The following is an 18,955-nucleotide window of genomic DNA, read 5'->3' on the forward strand; positions in this document are numbered from 1 at the left end:
GCTCTCCTGCGCACAGCCTCCGCCACCCCCTCGCTGAGGAGCCCCCCGTGTTCAGAGCCCGTCCCACCTCGCGTTTCCGACCACTCGTCCTCGCAGCAGCCGCTCTCATCGCCACCGCCGGGGCACTCGTCCTCCCCCCGCAACCCGACCGGGCCGAGGCCGCCATCGGCCCCATCACCTGGCAGGACGAGTTCAACGCCCCGGCCGGCGCGCCCGTCGACCAGAGCAAGTGGCGTTTCGACATCGGCGGCAGCGGCTGGGGCAACAACGAGCGGCAGTACTACACCAACAGCACCAGCAACGCCGCCCACGACGGCCAGGGCAACCTGGTCATCACCGCCCGCCGGGACAATCCCGCCAACTACCAGTGCCACTACGGGCGTTGCGAGTACACCTCCGCGCGGCTGCTGACCGCGGCCACCTTCACCCAGACGTACGGCCGGTTCGAGGCCCGCATCAAGATCCCGCGCGGTCAGGGCATCTGGCCGGCGTTCTGGATGCTCGGCACCGGCGGCGGGTGGCCCGACGCTGGCGAGATCGACATCATGGAGAACATCGGTCGGGAGCCGAACACCGTCTACGGCACCGTGCACGGGCCCGGCTACTCCGGCGGCGGAGGCATCACCGGCAGCCGCACCCTCGGCGGACCGCTCGCCGACGGCTTCCACACCTACCGGGTGGACTGGGAGCCGAACGTGATCACCTGGTATCTGGACGGGGTGCAGTACCACCGGGTCGACCCCGCCCGGCTCGGCGGCAACCGGTGGGTGTTCGACCACCCCTTCTTCATGATCCTCAACGTGGCGGTCGGCGGTAACTGGCCCGGCTACCCGGACGCCTCCACGCAGTTCCCCCAGCAGATGCTCGTCGACTACGTCCGGGTGTCCGGCTACACGTCCGGCGGTGGTGGCGAGCCGACCCCCGGCACCAGCCGGATCAGGGGCGCGCAGAGCGGGCGCTGCATCGACATCCCCGGCGCCAACCCGGTCGAGGGCGCCAAGCTGCAGATCTGGGACTGCAACACCAGCGTGGCGCAGGCCTGGACGTTCGCCTCGGACGGGACCGTCCGCGCGATGGGCAAGTGCATGGACCCGGCCTGGGCCGGCACGGCGAACGGCACGGAGGTCAACCTGGTCTCCTGCAACGGCAATGCCGCCCAACGCTTCACCCTCAACGCCGCCGGCGACCTGGTCAACCTCAGTGCCAACCGGTGTGTGGACGTGCGGGACGCCAATCCCAACAACGGCGGCAAGCTGCACCTGTGGGACTGCATCGGCGCGGCCAATCAGAAGTGGTCCCGCGTCTGACTGCACCACCTGCCGTGTGACACCTGCGAGTGGGCCGCCCGGGAACACCCGGGCGGCCCACCGTTGCGATCATCGCCCTTCCGGCCGAACCGCCATCCGGTGGAGCGGGCGAACGGATTCGACGGATGACGCGAGGGGCAACAATCGGACCGCTATGTTCGTGTTAGTCCGATACGTCCCGCAACATGGAGTGGCCTCATGTCGCACCACCTCGACACCCCCCTCGCCGCCCAGAGCGGTCAGCTCTACATCGACGACCTGTACGTCTTCAACGGCGACCGCGCCACCGTGTTCGTGATGGACGTCAACAGCTCCGTGACGAAGGCCGACATCAAGCGCGGCTTCCACGCCGAGGCACGCTACGAGTTCAAGATTCACTTCAACGGCGCGGAGTTCGAGGAGCTGACCTACCGGCTGGCCTTCGGCGAGCCGGACGGCGCCGGCAAGCAGACGCTGATGCTGTACGAACTCGTCGGCGCGGACGCCCGTGACGACAGCGCGATGGGCACCCCCATCGTCGAGGGCCGGACCGGCGAGGTGTCGGGCGGCGGGAACGTCCGGCTCTGGGCCGGCCGGATCACCGACCCGTTCTACATCGACCTGGACGAGCTCGCGACCGTCAACGGCGCGATCAAGGACGGCGCGAAGCTGGACCGCTCGGCGTGGCGGGCCGACAACGCCAAGAACAGCTTCGCCGGCACGACCGTCGAGTCGATCGTCCTCGAGGTCTCCCATGACGAGCCGATGCTGCGCGACGGCACCCAGATCGGCGTGTGGTGTCGCACGATGCTGGCCACCGACGCGGGCGGATGGCGGCAGATCAACCGCGCCGGTCACCCCATGATGTGGCCGATCTTCTGGCCGACCGACACCGACTTCTCCAACCCGGCCAACGTCCGGCACCCGAGCAACGACCTCAAGGAGGACGGCGAGGAGATCGCGTCGGCGGTCGCGGGCGTGGTCGCGGCGAACGGGACCGCGCCGGACCCGCAGGCGTACGGCTGGAGCGTGGCGCGGCAGGTCTATCCCGACCTGCTGTCGTACCAGGTGGGGACGCCGGCCACCTACGGCTTCGCGGTCCGCAACGGCCGCACGATGGCCGACAACGCGCCCGAGGTGATGTTCTCCCTGGTGCTGAACACCGGCATGACCTCCGGCCTCACCCCCGACGTGACCAAGGCGGCCCGCGGCAGCGCGTTCCCGTACGTGGTGCCGGCCTGACCGCCCACCCGACGCGGCGGACCAGGCTCCGGTAGCCCCCCGCGGGACAGCGGACTGACCTCGCCGGCCACGCCGACGAGGTCAGTCCGGTGGTGTCTGGCGGCTGTCAGCCTTCGATGTCTCGCGGGTCGCGGCTGCGCGGGTACGTGTTCTTCTCACCGATCGTGCCGTCCTGCTTCTTGATCACGTGCTCGACGCCACGGTCGGCCGCCATCTCGCGACCCTCGGCCTGGGCGTCGGACTTCACGTCATGCGTGCTGCTGGCTCGCTCGTTGCCCTCGGGCTTGTTCTTCCACTGCCCGTCCTCGTGGTACGTGTCGACGTCACCCTTGACCATCACCGGCTCCTTCCCGCGTCCGAATCTGTCTCACCAGATCAGTTGCCCGGAGCCATAACCGGGCAAACGTGGGCGGCACCGTCCCCACCAGACGGTGCCGCCAGCCGTCACCCGGGGCAGTTGTTGCTCGTCCGCCTGATGATGTGTTCGCGATCGTCGGTGGTGATGCCCGACGCCTCGCCGTCGAAGTGGGTCTCGACCTTGTCCCAGCCCCGGCGCTGCTCGTAGTGCAGGTGCGGCGCCCCGGAGTTGCCGGTGCTGCCGAGCAGGCCGATCTGGTCGCCCTGGGCCACCCGCTGCCCGACCCGGACGAGCGGCGGTTCGAGCAGGTGCAGGTACTGCGTCTCCCACGTGCCGCCGTGATCGATCTTCACCCAGTTAACCGCCGCCGCGACCGCGCGGCCCGTCCGGGTTCTCCGGGTTGCGCCCGCCCAGTGACCCGTTGATGCCCGCCGTGGTGACCGTGCCGCCGTAGGACGCCAGCACCGGCCGCCCCCACGCCTCGCCCTCGGTCGGGAACAGGTCGACGTCGTAGTCGTCGTGGCCGGGATAGGTGCTCAGCTGCCAGGTCTCGCCGCAGGCGACCGGCAGCTGGAAGAGCGGGCGGGGGCCCGGCGGTCGCAGCAGCGGCACGACGACGAAGGCGATGCCGAGGAGGGCCGCGACCGCGACGAGCGCGACGAGGACGCGGACGGTGCGGCTTCGGACGCGGCGGTGGGTGCGGACTCTGGTGGGGTGGCCGGTCGTCACCGGACCGAGCATGGCAGACCCCGACAACACCCTGGGCGCCCGGTCGGAACCGCCCCATCCCGCCCCGGCGACGTCACATTGCAGTTGCATCGCCAAACGGGGTACGGTGGATCCAATGCAGTTGCATTGCGTAGAGAGAGGCCCCAGATGCACGTGATCGCGTTGTCCGAGACAACCGCCGCCATGGTCGAGCTGGTGGGCGGCAAGGCGGCCGGGCTCGGCGAGCTGATCCGGCGGGGCGAACGCGTTCCCCCGGGGTTCTGCGTCACCACGGAGGCGCACAAGCTCGGCGTCATCCCCCAGGCGGAGATCGTCGCCGCGTACGAGCGGCTCGGCGGGGGCCCGGTGGCGGTGCGCTCCAGCGCCACGGCGGAGGACCTGCCGGACGCCAGTTTCGCCGGGCAGCAGGACACCGTCCTCAACGTCACGGGCGCCGCCGAGCTGAGCGCCGCGATCCGCACCTGCTGGGACTCGCTGCACACCCCCCGGGCGACCGCGTACCGCAACGCCCGTGCGATCGACCATCAGGCCGTACGGATGGGCGTCGTCGTGCAACGCATGATCACGCCTGCGGTGGCGGGGGTGCTGTTCACCGCGAACCCGGTGACCGGCCGACGCGACGAGATGGCGGTCGACGCCGCGCCCGGCCTCGGCACCACCGTGGTGGACGGCGCGGCGGCCGTCGACCACTACGTCCTCGACGGTGCCACCCGGGACGACTCGGGAAGCCTGACGTCCGCGCAGCTGGCGGAGCTGCGGGCCACGGGTGAGCGGGTCCAGGGTCACTTTGGCCGCCCGCAGGACGTGGAGTGGGCGTTCGACGGCGAGGGCGTGCTGTGGTTGCTGCAGTCGCGGCCCATCACCAGCCTGTTCCCCCTCCCCCCGGCGACCGGGAAGCCCCTCCCCCGGGTCTACCTGGAGTTCGGTCACGTTCAGGGCATGCTGCAACCGGTCACCCCGATGGGCATGTCGACACTGCGGTCGCAGATCGAGGCGATGCTCGCCTCGCTCGGCGTCCGGGTCGAGATCGTCGACATCGGCGGCCGCCTCTACGGCGACCTGACCGAGCTGGCGCGGAGCAGGTCGTCCCGCAAGCGGCTGGTCAAGCTCATGGCGGTCGACTTCGGCCCGCGGGCGCAGGCGGTGATGGAGCACGTCCTCGCCGACCCGCGCTTCGCCCCGGCCAGCGGCAGCGGCGAGCGTCGCGGGGCGGCAAAAGCCTCGTCCCTGCGGACGGCCGGCCGCGCGGTGGCGGGGATCCTGCGGGCGCTGGCCCGTCCCGACGCCGCGCGCATCCGGATGTTCGAGGCGATCGAGCAGATGAGAGTACGGTCGGCCGCACCCGACGACCTGCGGACCGCCGCCGACCGCCTGCGCTTCCTGCGGGCCACGGACACCGAGGACAGCGCCGACGCCATCATGTGGCCCATCGTGGCGGGGATGCTCGCCGCCGCGTTGCCGGCCTCGTTGCTCAGGGGCGTCGCCAGCCCGGACGAGATCCACACCGTGCTGGGCGGGATGCCGCACAACGTCACCATCGAGATGGACCTGGCGCTCTGGCGACTCGCCCAGGGCGCGGCCGAGCACCGCCAGCTCCTGCTCGACACGCCTGCCGAGGAGCTGGCGACGCGCTATCTGAGCGGGACGCTGCCCGACATCGGCCTGGCCGCCTTCCTGGACGCGTACGGTCATCGCGGCGTCGCCGAGGTCGACCTCGGCGTACCGCGTTGGGCGGAGGATCCGACGCCGGTGTTCGCGGCGATCGCCAACTACCTGCGGGTCACGGATCCGGGCCAGGGGCCCGACCAGCGCTTCCGACGGGCCGCCGCGGCGGCCGAGACCGCACTCGAGGAACTGGCCGCGCGGGCCCGCCGTCGCCGGCCGGTACGCGGCAGGCTCGCCGTTTTCCTGCTGCGCCGGGCCCGGTCGTTGGCCGGCCTGCGCGAGGCCGGCAAGTTCGCCGGCCTGTACCCGCTGCGGGAGACGCGCCGGCAACTGCTGCTCATCGGCGCCGACCTGGCCGCCGCGGGCCTGCTGGAACAGCCCGACGACATCATGTTCCTCACCCTGGACGAGGCGGACACGGCGGTGCACCAGAGCGCCGACCACCGGGCCACCGTCGCGTCCCGCAGGACGGTGCACCGCAGGGAGCTGCGCCGCAGGTCCGTCCCGGTGGCGCTGCTCTCCGACGGCACCGACGTCGAGACCGTCCTGCCGCCGACGCCCGCCCCCGACGGCGCCCTCGCCGGCGTGGGCGCGTCGGCGGGCCGGGTGACCGGCCCCGCCCGGGTCGTCGACGACCCGTCCACCGCGCACATCGAGCCCGGCGAGGTCCTGGTCGCCGCGACCACCGACCCCGGTTGGACGCCGCTCTTCCTCACCGCCTCGGCCCTGGTCACCGAGACCGGCGCGATCATGGCCCACGGCCCCACCGTGGCCCGGGAGTACGGCATTCCCGCCGTCATCTGCGTGCCGGACGCCACCCGCGCCATCTCCACCGGCCAGCTCGTCACCGTGGACGGCGCCGCCGGAACCGTCACCGTCCACTGACCGCCCGACCACGACCGCGAGGACGACATGACCGACGTGAAGGCCCCGACCCGGGCGAAGGTGGGTCCACTGCTCCGCCGGGCCGCCGCGATGGAGGCGGCGATGTGGCGCAGCCTGTACGTCTGGGCGCGGCGCAGGCCGCTGCCGCTGGGCCCGGGCGACGACCCGTTCGGCTACCTCGGCGTGGTCAAACCGATCCTCGGCATCTTCATCGCCCTGTCCGTCGTGGAGATTCCGATCTTCGACCTCATCGTCACCAACGTGGTGCCGTGGCGGCCGGCCCGCTGGATCGTGCTGGCCCTCGGCATCTGGGGTCTGCTCTGGATGGCCGGCCTCTACGCGAGCATGCAGGTCCACCCCCACATCGTTGGTGACCGGGGCCTGCGGGTGCGGCTGAGCTCGGGCATCGACATCTGGATCCCGTGGACGGACGTCGAGGCCCTGCGCAAGCGTTACCGCTCGCTGCCCTCCAGCAAATCCGTGCAGGTGGAGCAGGAGGGCGAACGCCGGGTCCTGTACATCTCGGTCGGCAGTCAGACCAGCATCGACGTCCTGCTGCGCCGGCCGACGACCTTCGACCTGCCCAGGGGCCGGTCCGAGCCGATGGACGAGCTGCGGCTGTACGCCGACGATCCCGACGGCCTCCTGCGCAGCGCTCGCGGCACCCCCGCGACCGGAACCGTCAGCCGGTAGCCGCCGCCTGTCGGCGGGGTGTCCGGGCCACCCACTCTGAGATGATCGAGGTCATGCCCAAGAAGGTCGATCACCAGGAGCGACGCACCCTCATCGCGGACGCGTTGATGCGGGTCGCCGCGGACCAGGGCCTGGAGGCTGTGAGCCTCCGTCACGTGGCCGCCGAGGCCGGCGTGTCCGCCGGAATGGTCCAGCACTACTTCCGCACCAAGGACGAGATGATGGCGTTCGCGCTGGCCGTGGTCCGCGAGCGCAGCCAGATCCGGGTCACCGAGGCGATGGCGGGACTGGGCGCCGACCCGTCGCCCCGGCTGCTCCTGCGCACGATGATCGCCGCCCTGTTGCCGCTCGACGAGCGGACCCGGGACGACGGGCGGGTGGCGCTGGCATTCCTCGCCTACACGGCGGTGCGACCGGCGGCCGCGCCCAGCCTGCGCGAGGACACCGTGCGGCTGACCGGGTTCATCGCCAGCGTTCTCCCCCCGCCGAACGCCGACGCCGCCGCGGCCGGCCTGCTGGCGCTGATGGAGGGGCTGGGCGTCTACCTGCTCGGCGGGCAGTACACCGCGGAGCAGGCCTTGGCAGCGCTGGACGCCCACCTCGACCTGCTCTTCGGTTGACGGGTGCCGCGCCGTCAGCAGCGCGGCACGTTCGGGATGTACCCGTCGTGGCCGGTCGACACGTACGCGTCGGAGACGTAGCGGTTGGTGCCGATCCGGTTCCAGATGGAGGTCGTGCCGTACGGGCCGGTGACCGTGCTCCCGACGGCCTGGCAGTAGACGGAGACTGTGGCGCCGTCGGCGACCGAGCCGACCACCGGGTAGCTGGAACCCGGACCGGACCGCACGTTGAGGTTGGCCGACTCGGTGTTCACCGTGCCGGAGCCGATGCCGGTGATGCCATTGACCAGTTGCAGGTAGTAGGTCCAGTTCCAGTTCGGGCCCGGATCGGTGTGGGTGGCGCCGGGCACCTCGACGTGCCCGATGATGTGCGCCCGGTCCCGGGGGATGCCGTACCTGGTGGTGAGGGTGCGGGTGAGGGCCGCGGAGGCGCGGTACATCGCGTCGGTGAACCAGGCCGGGTTGTCGACGTACCCCTCGTGCTCGATGCCGATCGACTGGGTGTTGTAGGTCCAGTTGCCGGCGTGGTGGGCGATGTCCTTCTCCCGGACCGACTGGGTGACGGCCCCGTCGGAGGACCGGAAGGTGTAGTGCGCGCTGACCTTGGCCGCCGGGTTCTGGAACCAGCTGATCGAGCCGGCGTAGGAGCCCTGCGTCATGTGGATGACGACGCGGTTGATCGGGTGGCTGCCCGGTCGGCTGGCCACCGTGTAGTTGCTCGTGCTGGCCGGCGCCCACGCGGCCGGCCCGTAGTCGGTGCTGAGGGTGCCGATGCCGCCGAGCACGGGGGCCGGCTCCAGGTCGCCCCGGCGCGGCGCGACCGCTCGGCCGGGCACCGCCTCGCCACGCACCGAGGTGAACCCGGTCCGCAGCAGGTCGTAGACGGTGTCCGCGTAGAGCCGCGCGACCGACGGGTCGCTGGCGCCGCCGTACCGGGCGACCGGCGCGTGCCAGGCGTTCACGTCGTCCCGGGCGGCCGCGGTGACGCCGCCCTGATCGGCGTACGAGCGCAGCACGGCGGCCGCCCCGAGGACGTTCGCGGCGGGTTCGGTCCGCAACGCGACCGGGCTGAGCCGGGTGAGTGTGGCCGCCTCGTCCAGGGTGCGGACGCGGGGATTGCTGGCGAGGTGCATGAGCCCGTACCCGCCGGCCGCGCTCGGCGTACCAACGTGCATGTCCAGCCGCGACTCGGCGTACCCCAGCGCCAGGAGCAGGTCGCGCGGGACGTCGTACCGCGCGGCGGCGGTGTCGAACGCGGCGGCCAGCGGGTCGGACGGCGCCGGCGTCCCGGCCGGGGCGGCGCCGGCCGGTGACGCGACCGTGACGGTGGCCAGGGCGGTGGTCAGGGCGAGCAGGAGCCGGCCCCGGTGGAAGGTTCGGACGCGCATCAGCACTCCTTGTGATGTCGGGGGGTCGGCGGCCGGTGAGCCGCCGGCCTCGGCGGTCGGACTCGTCAGCACCAGCCGTTGACCGGACCGTTCACGCCGGTCCACAGGTACGCGTCGGACACCCAACTGCCGTCGCTCAGGCGGTCCCAGAGCGCCGTGGTGCCGTACCGACCGGTGTGCGAGGTCCCGTTGGCGGAGCAGGCGACGGAGACGGTGGCGCCGTCGGACAGCGAGCCGAGCGCCCCGTAGCCGGTCCCGGGCCCGGCGCGGCGGGTCAGTGCTCCAGCGCCGTTCGCGTCAACCACCGCCTGGGTGAAGCCGAGCGCGCCGTGGTTGTACAGACCGGCCCCCGCACCGGCCCAGGCCGACCCGTGCCGCGCCCCGCCCTGGTAGGCGGCGGCGCCGTTGGCCAGCACCCACTTGCCGATGTCGTGGCCGGCGATCGGCACGTAGGCGCTGTTCTGCCGCAGCCCGAAGTGGACGTGCCGGCCGTAGGCGGCGCCGCCGCAGGTGACGTCGGTGCCGGTGTTGCCCAGGACGGCGCCCTGACCGACGCTGGCGCCGTTGACGGAGATGCTGTTCCACAGGTGGTAGTAGTCGGTGCTGTAGCCCCGGTCGTGGATGACCCGGATCCATCCCTGGCACATCGTGTACGCCGCGCCGGCCCGGGCCGCGCGGACCACCTGGTCGCCGCCGGCCAGGTCGACCGAGCTGTACGGTGACTCGCTCCCGCCCCAGCCGTGCGGGCCGCTGGTGAGCGTCCACGTCTGGCCCACCGCGAACGGCAGCGCCATTCCGGTCCGGTAGTCCCCGCCCGCGTACATCGGGGTCGGGGTCGTGGTGAGCACGCTCCTCTCCCGGCCGGTCACCAGGGGTGACTCGGCGGCCAGTTCACCGAAGGCGGCCTCGCCGTCGAAGGCGACCCGCCATCCGGCGGGATCGGCGCGGGCGATGAAGATCGACCCGGTCGGGTGGGCGTCCTCCTGTGCCGGCGCCAGGGCGACAGCCGTGCCGAACGCCCACCGGCCGCTGGTGCGGCTGACGGTGACCCGGGTGTCCCGTCGCCCGCCGTCGCGGGCGGTGGGCAGCTCGGCCGAGTCGAGCAGTCTGGCGTTCACGGCGGCGGTGAGCGTGGGCAGGCTGGCCGCGGCGGCGGCGCTGGGCGCCGCCCCGATCAGGGTCGTGACCGTCAGCAGGGCGGCGGCTGCGCCGGCCCATCGTCGAACGGGTCTCATCGTGACCTCGCTTTCGGGATCGGGTTCTCAGGCCGGGACGACGGAGAGCCGGGGGCCGCTGGCGGGTGGCGTCCCGGCGAGGCTGAGCAGGGTGTGTCCGGTGGCGTCGTCGACCACGGCGACCCGCACCGTCTCGGGCTCGGAGCCGGCGAGGGGTACGGCGAACACCGCGGTCACCGGGCGGCCGTGGTAGCGCGCGGCGTGCCCGACGAAACGCCAGTCGCCCTCGTCCCAGTGCTCCCGTACGTCGGAGCGGAGCAGCGGCGCCACCTGCCGGTACGCCTCACTGAGCTGGAGTTGTTGCACGGTGGCGAGCAGCGGCACACCGGAGCCGCCGCGCAGCGGATGGGTCAGCCGGGCCCGCAGCCGGCGCAGCGGCAGCAGCCAGACGTGGTCCAGCTCCGGGGAGAGCGCCACCACCGCGGCCAGCTCGGCGAGCAGCACGGCGCCGCCGGCGACCGGCCGCTCGGCCAACGTGGTCGGCCAGCCGTCGGCGGCCGGCAGGGCCAGCGCGCCCGCCGCCACCAGCAGCCCGGCCCGGGCCAGGCTGCGGCCGGAGACCGGGGTCGCGCGGGCGCTCAGGCAGCCACAGGAGGACGTCGGGGCGGCCCGGCGGGCGTACGCGAGGTAGGCGAGGAAGGTGACGGCCAGCCCGGTCGCGGCCAGCGCCTCCGCGGGCCGGGCGGGCGGCAGCAGGAGCAGTGCCCCGACGGTCACCTCGACGCCGCCCAGCAACCGGTACGCGGGCAGCGCCCGCCGCTGCCCGACCAGCCGGACGAGCGCGGAACGGTTGGCGGCGGCGGCCGCGTGCCGGCTGACGAGTTTGACGCGGGCGGACCAGATCAGCACCGCGCCCACGACCAGCGGCTGCAACGCCGCGATCAGGTCGATCATGGGTTCTCCCCTCGGGTGTTCCCGGCGGGCGACGCTCCGGGCGGCCTGCCGACCGCGCGGGTGCGCGCCGCCCGGGGAGCCGCGCTAGGCGGCGGCGTAGACGGTGGCGATGTCGATCTCGTTGGTGTCGGGGTGCCAGGCGCCGAGCACCTGGACGTGCCGGCCGACGCGCAGCAGCGACAGGTCGCTGACCGCCGGGGTGCCGTTGTAGACGGCGGCGGACCGGTCCGGTACGACGTGCGCGACGATCCGCCGGCCCTGGTGGTCGAGGTGCAGCACGTTGCGGCCGACCGCGGCGATGTGCCCGTGCAGGTTGACGATGTTGACCCAGACGGAGTCGGCGGCGAGCGTGCCGTCGGGCAGGCGGACGCCGCGGGCGTAGAGCCCGTCGCCGACGACCACCCTGTCGAACGTGGTGGGGTGCAGCTTCCAGATGCTCGTGCCGTCGGTGATGCGGATCGAGTGCAGCACGGTGTCGGAGCCGGTGACCAGCAGCATGCTGCCGGAGATCCTGCTGATCCGACCCTCGGCGAAGTTCGGGTCCGGCGCGCCCGGTTCGATCGTCGCGGGCTCGGCGGCGAAGGCGGCCTCGGGAGCGAGCGAGCCGAGGCCGGTGGCCCCGACCACGCCGCCGAGTGCCGCGGTGGCGAGCAGCCGCCGGCGGTCCATGGTCTGGTTCATGGTGGCGCCCTCCGTTCAGACGGTGTCGACCGAGCAGGGCCGCAGCCCGGCGGAGAGACTGGCGATCGCGCTGTACGCGGCCGGGGTGAGATCGATGATCCGGTTGCTGCCGCAGGCGGAGCCGCAGCAGGTGCGCTCGCCGCAGAACAGGTCGGTCTGTGGGCCGCAGTCGGCGATCGTGGTGCCGACCCGGGCGCCGGTGCACAGGTTGGTGGTGTAGTGCCGGAAGCCGCAGCCGCGCCGGGTCACCCCGGTCACCCCGCACCGGTCCGGTCGGGTGATGGCCAGGCACGCGTCCGAGGTGTTCGGCCAGGCGTGCTGGTAGTTGCCGGAGCTGCAGGTGCCGCAGGCGCCGCCGCCGGCCGTGCCGCAGGGACCCCAGGCGCTGCCGCAGCAGAACCAGGACACCTCGCCTCGCAGAGCTGCCATGGGTGCCTCCTTTCCGGGATGAGGGTTAATAGAGACGGACGTAAATATTGATGATGATTGTTGTGGCACAAACTGTCGAAGTCAACGGAGAGATCGAAGGTTTTCTACGTACGGTTTGCCGCGTCCGGCGTCGGCACCCTGGCGAACAGGCGAGGATGGGCCCATGAGCCGCGTCCTTCGGTCCCGGCCGGTGCTGGTGGAGGAGGCGCACCGGGCAACCACCTTCGAGATCTTCTTCGACCTGGTCCTCGTCTTCGCCCTGACCCGGCTCATCGGCTTCATGGCGGAGTCGCTGCGACCGCTCACCCTGTACCAGGGGCTCCTGCTGCTGCTCTGGTTCTGGTACGCCTGGAGCTGCTACACGTGGCTGGGCAATGGGGTCCGCGCGGACGTCGGCGTGGTGCGGACCGGGATGATCGCGGCGATGGGCGCCATCTTCGTGGCGGCGCTGGTGATTCCCGAGGCATGGCAGCACGAGGGCGCTGCGCTGAGCCCGCCGCTGACCCTGGCCGTCGCCTACACCGTCGTCCGAGGGCTGCACCTCGCCCTCATGTTCTATGCCTCGGCCGGCAACAGGCAGTACCGCCGCCAGACCCTGCGGTTCGCCATGTCGACGGCACTCGCCTGGGCCCCCCTGCTCGTGGGCGCCGTGCTCGGCGGGACCGGGCAGACCCTGCTGTGGACCGTGGCCTTCGTCGTCGACTACGGCGGCGGTCGGATCGCCACCGCCGCCAGCTTCGGAGAGGTGCGCAGCGGGGCGCACTTCGCCGAACGCCACGGTCTGGTGCTGATCATCGTGCTCGGCGAGTCCCTGCTGTCGGCCGGGGCCGGCATCGGGATGACGGTGATCAACCTGCCGGTACTGGTCGCGGCGGCGCTCGGTTTCGCCGCGACGGTGTGCCTGTGGTGGCTCTACTTCGTGGGCGTCGCACCGGCCGCCGCCAGGGCGCTGACCGCGGCGTCCCGCCACACCCGACAGCGCCAGCGGTTGGCCTCGGACGCCTACACGCTGGCGCACCTGCCGCTGGTCGCCGGGGCCCTCTACCTCGCCCTGGGCATCCATCTGGTGCTCGCGAGAGTGACCGAGCAGGCGGAGTCGGGGCACGCCAGCGGCGAACCGCTGGGCTGGATGGCGACGATCGTGCTGTACGGCGGGGCGGCCCTCTACCTCGCCGGCCGGTTCCTGTTCCTGCGGCTGACCGTCCGCACCTCGCCGGGTCAGCTCGCCGCGATCGGCGTGACACTGCTGCTGGTGCCCGTCGCCGGGATCGTGCCCGCGCTGGCCGCCATGGGGCTGCTCACCGCCTTTCTCGCCACCCTGGCCCTGTACGAGAGGCTGACCCTGACCGCGCGGGTCGACTAGCGCGAGGACCCGCCGCCCGGTGGGGGCCGCCTCCCGACGTCGGGAGACGGCCTCCGATCCGGTCGAGCGGCGTGCGCTCAGCCGGCCGCCGACGCGGCCCGGGCCTTGAGACGACGCAGCTCGTCGGCGGACATCAGCCAGGTCGAGTTCGTCGCCCCGAGGCCGAGGAGCACCTGGTCGAAGGCGTTCCCGTCGTTGTCGTCGGTGTAGCAGACACTCACCTCGCCCCAGGGGGACGCCGCGACGGCCATCTGGTCCTGACGGCCCGTCGTGGTCTGGCTGAGCGCCTGCGCCGCCAGCCGGCCGGTGGCCGTACCGTCCGGGTTGAGGCCCCGGGCCCAGACGTCCGGGTTGGCGCCGGACACCGTCCACCCCACCACCACGTTGTCCTGGTCGTCGATGCCGACGCCGGGCGCGACGGCTCCCGCGCCGGTGGAGACCTGCACCTCGCCGTGCCGTGGTGTGCCGGTGGCGGTGAACGAGCGCTCCCACACGCCGGGCGTGCCGGTGTGGTCGGATTCCCAGCCGACGGCGAAGTCACCGGCGACGTTCGCGGCGACCGAGGCGCGCCGCTGCTGCCCTCCGCTCTGCGCGTTGGCCGTCTGCCGGGGCAGGACCACCGCCCCGTTGGACCGGGCCAGACGGGTCAACCCGATGTTGTACGAGCCGTTCGCGTCGGCGTCCTCGTCCCAGACCACCAACGCCTCGCCGGACGCCGACACCGCCACGTCGGGGCGGTGGTGCGACCCCGTCGTCTGCGAGGCCGTCACCTCGTACGCCTTGGTGGTGGCGGCGGTGAAGCCGGCGGCCCGGACGGTGGCCGGTGCGGTGCCCTGCACGTCCTCCCACACCACCGAGAAGCCGACCGCCGTGGCGTTGCTGGGTGCGCCGTCCGGGTCGACCGAGACCTTTGGCCAGGTCTGCTGCCCGGCGTCGTCGGCGTTGGCCTGCCCGGATCCGAGTACCGCGCCGGTGGGCGACACCACCCGGTACTGGATGTTGTAGACGCCGTTGCCGTCGCCGTCGGCGGCCCAGACCACGACGGCGTTGCCCCGGTCGTCGAGCCCTACGTCCGGGCTGATGTGCCGCCAGGAGGCCCCACTGGTGCCGCCGCTGGAGAGTTTCAGCTCGTAGCCGGGGGTGCCGTCGCGGAACAGGCGCAGGAAGATCTCGCTGTGGGTGTCGTCCTCGGGGGCGGTGCTGTCGCGGTCGTCCTCCCACACGACCGCGACCTGGCCGTTGCGGTTCATGGCGATTCCGGGCAGGTCCTGGTCGCCGGCGGACGCGCTGTTCGCCGTCGTCCAGGTGACCGCCTCGGCGGTGACGGCGGTCGGCGCGGCGGCGGCGACCCCGACCACGCCCGGGACCAGGACGGACGCGGCGAGCAGTGACATGAATGCGGTCATGATGGTTCTCCCTCTACCCGGCCTGCAGGCCGGGCTGGCCGTCGAGAATGACGAACGAGCGCACCGTGGACGCCGCGGCTCCGTGCTCGGTCACCGTGTTGACCGCGCGGAAGTCCGCGCGCACCTGGCTGCGGCTGATCGTGGTACGGACGTAGCCACGCCGGTCCGAGTGGAACTTCAGGTGCGGGTTGGTGGCCGCGTTCGGGATGGTGGTGGTGCCGCTGCCGTTGCCGCCGGTGGCGATGGAGGTGCAGACCAGTTCGGTGCCGATGGTGGCGGAGGACGGGTTGGCGTAGTCGGCCTTGAGCTCGTTGGCCCACGACTTGTGCACGTCGCCGGTGAGCACCAGCGGGTTGCGTACCCCCCGCTGCTGCCAGCCGGTCTGGATGCGGCTGCGGGAGGCGCGGTAACCGTCCCAGGCGTCCATGCTCGCCGCCCCACTCGCGTCGAACTGGCGGGCGAAGAAGACCTGCTGGCCGAGGATGTCCCAGGTGCCGTAGCGCTGCCCGAGCCCGTCGAGCAGCCACGCCTCCTGGGTGGCGCCGGTCAGCGACCGGGAGGCCAGATCCGCGTCCGCGCAGACCTTCCAGCCGTCGCCGCACGCCTGGTCGTCGCGGAACTGGCGGGTGTCGAGCATGTGGAAGGTGGCGAGCTGCCCCCACCGGATCCGGCGGTACAGCGGGATGCTGTTGCCGATCGCCGCGGAGGCCGGCCGCAGCGGCATGTTCTCGTAGTAGGCCCGGTACGCCGCCGTCCGTCGGGCGGTCCACTGGGCGGCGGTCAGGGCGGGGCTGCTGTCCGCGCGGACCATGTTCGCGTAGTTGTTTTCCACCTCGTGGTCGTCGGGCACGACCAGCCAGGGCGCCGCGGCGTGCGCCGCCTGAAGGTCCGGGTCGGACTTGTAGAGCGCGTACCGGCGGCGGTAGTCGGCCAGCGACACGATCTCGGCGCCGACGTGCTGCCGCACGGCCGAGGCGTTGACGCCGCCCTCGTAGATGTAGTCACCGAGGTGCAGGATCAGGTCCGGGTTCTCCTCGGCCATCCGGCGGTAGGCCGTGTAGTAGCCGGCCTCGTAGTGGGCGCAGGAGGCGAAGGCCATCACCAGGTCGCGGCCGAAGGATCCGGGCGCCGGCGCGGTCCGGGTCCGCCCGACCGCGGAGATGTGGCCCTGGGCACGGAACCGGTAGTAGTAGTCGGAGTCGGCGGCGAGCCCGCCGGCGATGACGTGCACGGAGTGCGCGTCGGCGTAGCGGGCGACCACCGACCCCGAGGCGACCAGGGAGGTGAAGCGGTCGGTGGTCGACACCTGCCACTCGACGGTCACGTCGGCGTTGGCCATGCCGCCCTGCCCGTCGGCGTTGAGCGGCGAGGGTGCCAGCCGGGTCCAGAGGACCACGCTGTCGGGCGCCGGGTCACCGGACGCCACACCGAGTTTGAAGGGATACGGCACCGCGGCACGGGCGCTCTGCCAGGGCGTCACGGCGGCACCGGCGGCAGCCAGTCCACTGAGGACGAAAATGCGACGGCTCAGCTTTGTCATGAGCCATACCCTCGTGATCTTCGATGAACGGCGATGGGTGCGGCGCGGAATCCGACGTGACAGGATGCTGTCCGCGCGAAGGCGGTCAGGTGTCCTGGCCGGCCGCCGACGCGCGCCGGCCGCCCTCGACGGACGCCGGTGGGGTCAGTTCAGGGGCGACGGGGACTCCGCGCCGGGCACGAGCAGCTTCGGCGAGCCGGAGCCGTCCGCCGGGACGCCCCACACGTCGGGCCGGCCGTCATCCTGGCGCAGCGTGTAGGCCAGTGTCCCGGCGTCCAGCCACGCCGCCTGGTCGTCGACGCTGGCCGTCTCCGCCGTCGCGGTCACCCGCATGGTCGCGAGGTCGAGGACGGACAGCCGCCAGCCCTTCGCCGGGTCGGCGTCGACCGCCTCCTTGAAGGCGACGCGGGTGCCGTCGGGTGAGAGCGACGGGCACTCGACGTTCTCCTTCAGCGTCTCGACCCTGCGGGCGGCGACGTCACCGCGCACCAGGTACCGCTTCCCGGCGGTGGACATGGTCGCGTAGAAGCGGTTGTCGTCGGCGGTGAAGGTGACGCCCCAGAAGTTGACATCCGGGTTGCGGTAGCTCCGGCCGTCCCGGGTGACCGCGAACTCTTCCAGTGAGGTCACCGTGGCGCCGGTGCCGGTGTCGAGGATCCCGGTGCGGGTGGAGAAGCCGCTGGTGGTGTAGGAGTCGCCGCCGACGAACGTCGTCCAGGAGACCATCCGGCCGGAGGACGAGACCCGCGCGCGGTTGGGCAGGCCGGGCACCGGAAGCGAACGCGTCGGGCGCAGCGCGGCGTCGAGCACCACGACCTGGTAGCTCCAGGGGGTCTCCTGCTTCAGGCAGACGCCGGTGCCCGCGGCGGCGTACACCCGGAGGCACTCCACGCCGGACACGGTGCGCGGCCCGGTCGGGTCGGCCGTGGCGACGGACGAGACGTGCCGGTCGGTGATCGTCAGCAGGCGCGGCCCGGGGGTCAGCGTGACCGCCTGGTCGCCGGCGGCGGGCGGTGGGGTCCGGTCCGGTTGCGCCGCGGTGGCGGCGTAGCCGGCCGCCACGGCGCCCAGCAGCACCGCCGAGGCGGCCGCCACGCCGATCTTCGCTCGGGTCGACAACGCGGTCATCGGGGCACCTTCCGGGTGAACAGGCGGGACGGGGAGGCCAGCAGGACGACGGTGGCGACGAGGACGACGGCGACGGCCAGGGCCGCCACGCGGATGGCGTTCTCCGGTCCCCACGCCTGCCAGGCGAGACCGAACAGGATCGAGGACACGAGGTACGCCAACGCCTGCGCGGTCTGCACGAGGGCGATCCCGGTGGTGCGCAGCCGTGGTGGCAGCACCGGCCCGGCGAGGGCGATGAGCACGCCGTCGCTGGCCGCGTAGAACGCGCCGTACAGCGCCAGCGTCAGCGCCACCACCGGCCAGCCGTGCACCGGACCGGCCAGCAGCAGGTACGTCGCCCCGAGGGCCGCGTACCCGCCCACCACGACCGGTAGCCGGCCGACCCGGTCGGCGAGCACGCCGAGCGGGGCGGCGAGCACCAGGTAGGCCAGGCTCGTCCCCACCGCGAGCAGCGGGAACCACCGCAGGCCGAGGTCCTCGCGGCGTTGCAGCAGCAGGTAGACGAAACCGTCGCCGATCGTGGCCAGCCCCAGCAGCGCCGCCGCCAGCAGCAGGCGACGGGCGCGCCGGCCGCGCAGCAGGCCGAACGCCTCACGCAGGGAGACCTTCGGGTCGTCCGGGCCCTCCGTCGCCGCGCCGGTCGGGCGCTCCCGGACGAAGAGCACGAGCACGACGACGGCCAGGGCGGCGACGCAGAAGCTGGTGACGAAGACCGCGTCGTACGACTGCCCGACCGCGAGCAGGACCGCGAAGGCGACGAGCGGCCCGAGGAACGCGCCGACGCTGTCCATCGCCCGGTGCACCCCGAACGCCCTGCCCAGCGCCTCGGGTGGCGTCGAGAGCGTGATCAGCGCGTCGCGCGGGGCACTGCGGAGGCCCTTGCCGAGCCGGTCGACGGCGATGACCGCGCCGATCGCCGGCACCGACCGGCCGGCGAGCAGCAGACCGAGCTTGGCGACCGCCGAGAGCGCGTAGCCGACGCCGGCGACCAGCTTGCGCCGGCGGAACCGGTCCGCCACGAAGCCACCGACCACCCGCAGCAGCGCGCTCGCGCCGGTGTGGACCCCGTCGAGGACGCCGAAGGCCAGGGGGCTGAGTTGCAGCCCCAGCACCAGGTAGAGCGGCAGGACGGCGGTCACCATCTCGGCGGAGACGTCGGTGATCAGGCTGACCGTGCCGAGGGCGACGACGTTGCCGCTGACCAGGGCCCACCGACGGCGGGAGCGTCCGGACGAGGGCGGGTCGGACGAGGGCGGGTCGGACGAGGGCGGGTCAGCGTCCGGTCGGGAGACGGTCGACAGGTACACGAGCATCTCCTCGAATCGGTGGCTGCCGGTCAGCCATCGTGGCGATTGGTCGGAGGGGTTACAAGGGGCCGTCGGGGGCGAGCAGACATGCGGTGGGTGAACACCT

At 72.6% G+C, this 18,955-nt stretch carries 18 protein-coding genes; 6 read left to right on the top strand and 12 right to left on the bottom strand.

The features are described from left to right. The first annotated feature begins 47 nt into the window (after positions 1-47). Together DKT68_RS26280 and DKT68_RS26285 are read left to right on the top strand one after the other, a co-directional pair. Positions 48-1,307, top strand: a complete 1,260-nt coding sequence (locus tag DKT68_RS26280; protein WP_109820059.1) for a glycoside hydrolase family 16 protein — start codon at positions 48-50, stop codon at positions 1,305-1,307. 198 nt (positions 1,308-1,505) lie between these two features. Then, positions 1,506-2,528, top strand: coding sequence for a DUF4331 family protein (locus DKT68_RS26285; protein ID WP_109820060.1), 1,023 nt, complete (start codon positions 1,506-1,508; stop codon positions 2,526-2,528). A gap of 106 nt (positions 2,529-2,634) precedes the next feature. Here the strand turns inward: DKT68_RS26285 and DKT68_RS26290 are convergent, their stop codons facing one another. The 3 genes from DKT68_RS26290 to DKT68_RS32185 all read right to left on the bottom strand — a co-directional run bounded on the left by DKT68_RS26290 (position 2,635) and on the right by DKT68_RS32185 (position 3,615). After that, positions 2,635-2,865, bottom strand: coding sequence for a DUF2188 domain-containing protein (locus DKT68_RS26290; RefSeq protein WP_109820061.1), 231 nt, complete (start codon positions 2,863-2,865; stop codon positions 2,635-2,637). Positions 2,866-2,972: 107 nt separating this feature from the next. Then, the gene (locus DKT68_RS32180) at positions 2,973-3,239 is read right to left on the bottom strand and encodes a M23 family metallopeptidase (RefSeq protein WP_236647075.1); all 267 of its coding nucleotides are present in this window, start codon (positions 3,237-3,239) and stop codon (positions 2,973-2,975) included. A 4-nt stretch (positions 3,240-3,243) separates the two neighbouring features. Beyond that, a complete protein-coding gene (locus DKT68_RS32185; protein WP_236647076.1) occupies positions 3,244-3,615 on the bottom strand; it encodes a hypothetical protein in 372 nt (123 codons plus the stop codon). 147 nt (positions 3,616-3,762) lie between these two features. Between DKT68_RS32185 and DKT68_RS32470 the strand changes: the two genes are divergently transcribed. The 3 genes from DKT68_RS32470 to DKT68_RS26310 are packed head-to-tail and all read left to right on the top strand — an operon-like array spanning position 3,763 to position 7,478. Further along, positions 3,763-6,165 carry a PEP/pyruvate-binding domain-containing protein gene (locus tag DKT68_RS32470; protein WP_109820062.1) on the top strand — a complete coding sequence of 801 codons (2,403 nt, stop codon included), beginning with the start codon at positions 3,763-3,765 and terminating at the stop codon, positions 6,163-6,165. Between the two features lie 27 nt (positions 6,166-6,192). Continuing rightward, positions 6,193-6,858 carry a hypothetical protein gene (locus DKT68_RS26305; RefSeq protein ID WP_109820063.1) on the top strand — a complete coding sequence of 222 codons (666 nt, stop codon included), beginning with the start codon at positions 6,193-6,195 and terminating at the stop codon, positions 6,856-6,858. A gap of 53 nt (positions 6,859-6,911) precedes the next feature. Beyond that, complete coding sequence (locus DKT68_RS26310; RefSeq protein WP_109820137.1) at positions 6,912-7,478, top strand: TetR/AcrR family transcriptional regulator; 567 nt, start codon at positions 6,912-6,914, stop codon at positions 7,476-7,478. 14 nt (positions 7,479-7,492) lie between these two features. Here DKT68_RS26310 and DKT68_RS26315 read toward each other — a convergent pair whose 3' ends face one another. The 5 genes from DKT68_RS26315 to DKT68_RS26335 all read right to left on the bottom strand — a co-directional run bounded on the left by DKT68_RS26315 (position 7,493) and on the right by DKT68_RS26335 (position 12,105). Next, entirely contained in the window at positions 7,493-8,866 is a 1,374-nt protein-coding gene (locus DKT68_RS26315) for an N-acetylmuramoyl-L-alanine amidase (protein WP_109820138.1), read from the bottom strand. Between the two features lie 65 nt (positions 8,867-8,931). Continuing rightward, entirely contained in the window at positions 8,932-10,101 is a 1,170-nt protein-coding gene (locus tag DKT68_RS26320; protein ID WP_109820064.1) for a peptidoglycan DD-metalloendopeptidase family protein, read from the bottom strand. A gap of 27 nt (positions 10,102-10,128) precedes the next feature. Then, positions 10,129-10,995, bottom strand: coding sequence for a MauE/DoxX family redox-associated membrane protein (locus DKT68_RS26325; RefSeq protein ID WP_201749197.1), 867 nt, complete (start codon positions 10,993-10,995; stop codon positions 10,129-10,131). Between the two features lie 84 nt (positions 10,996-11,079). Continuing rightward, complete coding sequence (locus DKT68_RS26330) at positions 11,080-11,676, bottom strand: cell wall protein (RefSeq protein ID WP_109820065.1); 597 nt, start codon at positions 11,674-11,676, stop codon at positions 11,080-11,082. Positions 11,677-11,691: 15 nt separating this feature from the next. Continuing rightward, positions 11,692-12,105 (bottom strand): RlpA-like double-psi beta-barrel domain-containing protein, encoded by a 414-nt coding sequence (locus DKT68_RS26335; protein ID WP_109820066.1) that lies wholly within the window; start codon positions 12,103-12,105, stop codon positions 11,692-11,694. A 163-nt stretch (positions 12,106-12,268) separates the two neighbouring features. Between DKT68_RS26335 and DKT68_RS26340 the strand changes: the two genes are divergently transcribed. Continuing rightward, on the top strand, positions 12,269-13,468 hold the full coding sequence (locus tag DKT68_RS26340; RefSeq protein WP_109820067.1) for a low temperature requirement protein A: 1,200 nt from the start codon (positions 12,269-12,271) through the stop codon (positions 13,466-13,468). A gap of 77 nt (positions 13,469-13,545) precedes the next feature. On the opposite strand, the gene DKT68_RS26345 is transcribed toward DKT68_RS26340, so the two are convergent. The 4 genes from DKT68_RS26345 to DKT68_RS26360 all read right to left on the bottom strand — a co-directional run bounded on the left by DKT68_RS26345 (position 13,546) and on the right by DKT68_RS26360 (position 18,849). Next, entirely contained in the window at positions 13,546-14,874 is a 1,329-nt protein-coding gene (locus DKT68_RS26345; protein WP_109820068.1) for a hypothetical protein, read from the bottom strand. A gap of 13 nt (positions 14,875-14,887) precedes the next feature. Then, entirely contained in the window at positions 14,888-16,414 is a 1,527-nt protein-coding gene (locus tag DKT68_RS26350) for an alkaline phosphatase D family protein (protein ID WP_109820069.1), read from the bottom strand. A gap of 144 nt (positions 16,415-16,558) precedes the next feature. Beyond that, complete coding sequence (locus DKT68_RS26355; protein ID WP_109820070.1) at positions 16,559-17,542, bottom strand: TolB family protein; 984 nt, start codon at positions 17,540-17,542, stop codon at positions 16,559-16,561. Then, positions 17,539-18,849: an MFS transporter gene (locus DKT68_RS26360; protein ID WP_330848953.1), complete on the bottom strand. Its 1,311-nt coding sequence runs from the start codon at positions 18,847-18,849 to the stop codon at positions 17,539-17,541. The genes DKT68_RS26355 and DKT68_RS26360 overlap by 4 nt, the downstream gene beginning before the upstream one ends. Positions 18,850-18,955: the final 106 nt, after the last annotated feature.

This window comes from Micromonospora acroterricola (assembly GCF_003172955.1).
Classification (GTDB): domain Bacteria; phylum Actinomycetota; class Actinomycetes; order Mycobacteriales; family Micromonosporaceae; genus Micromonospora; species Micromonospora acroterricola.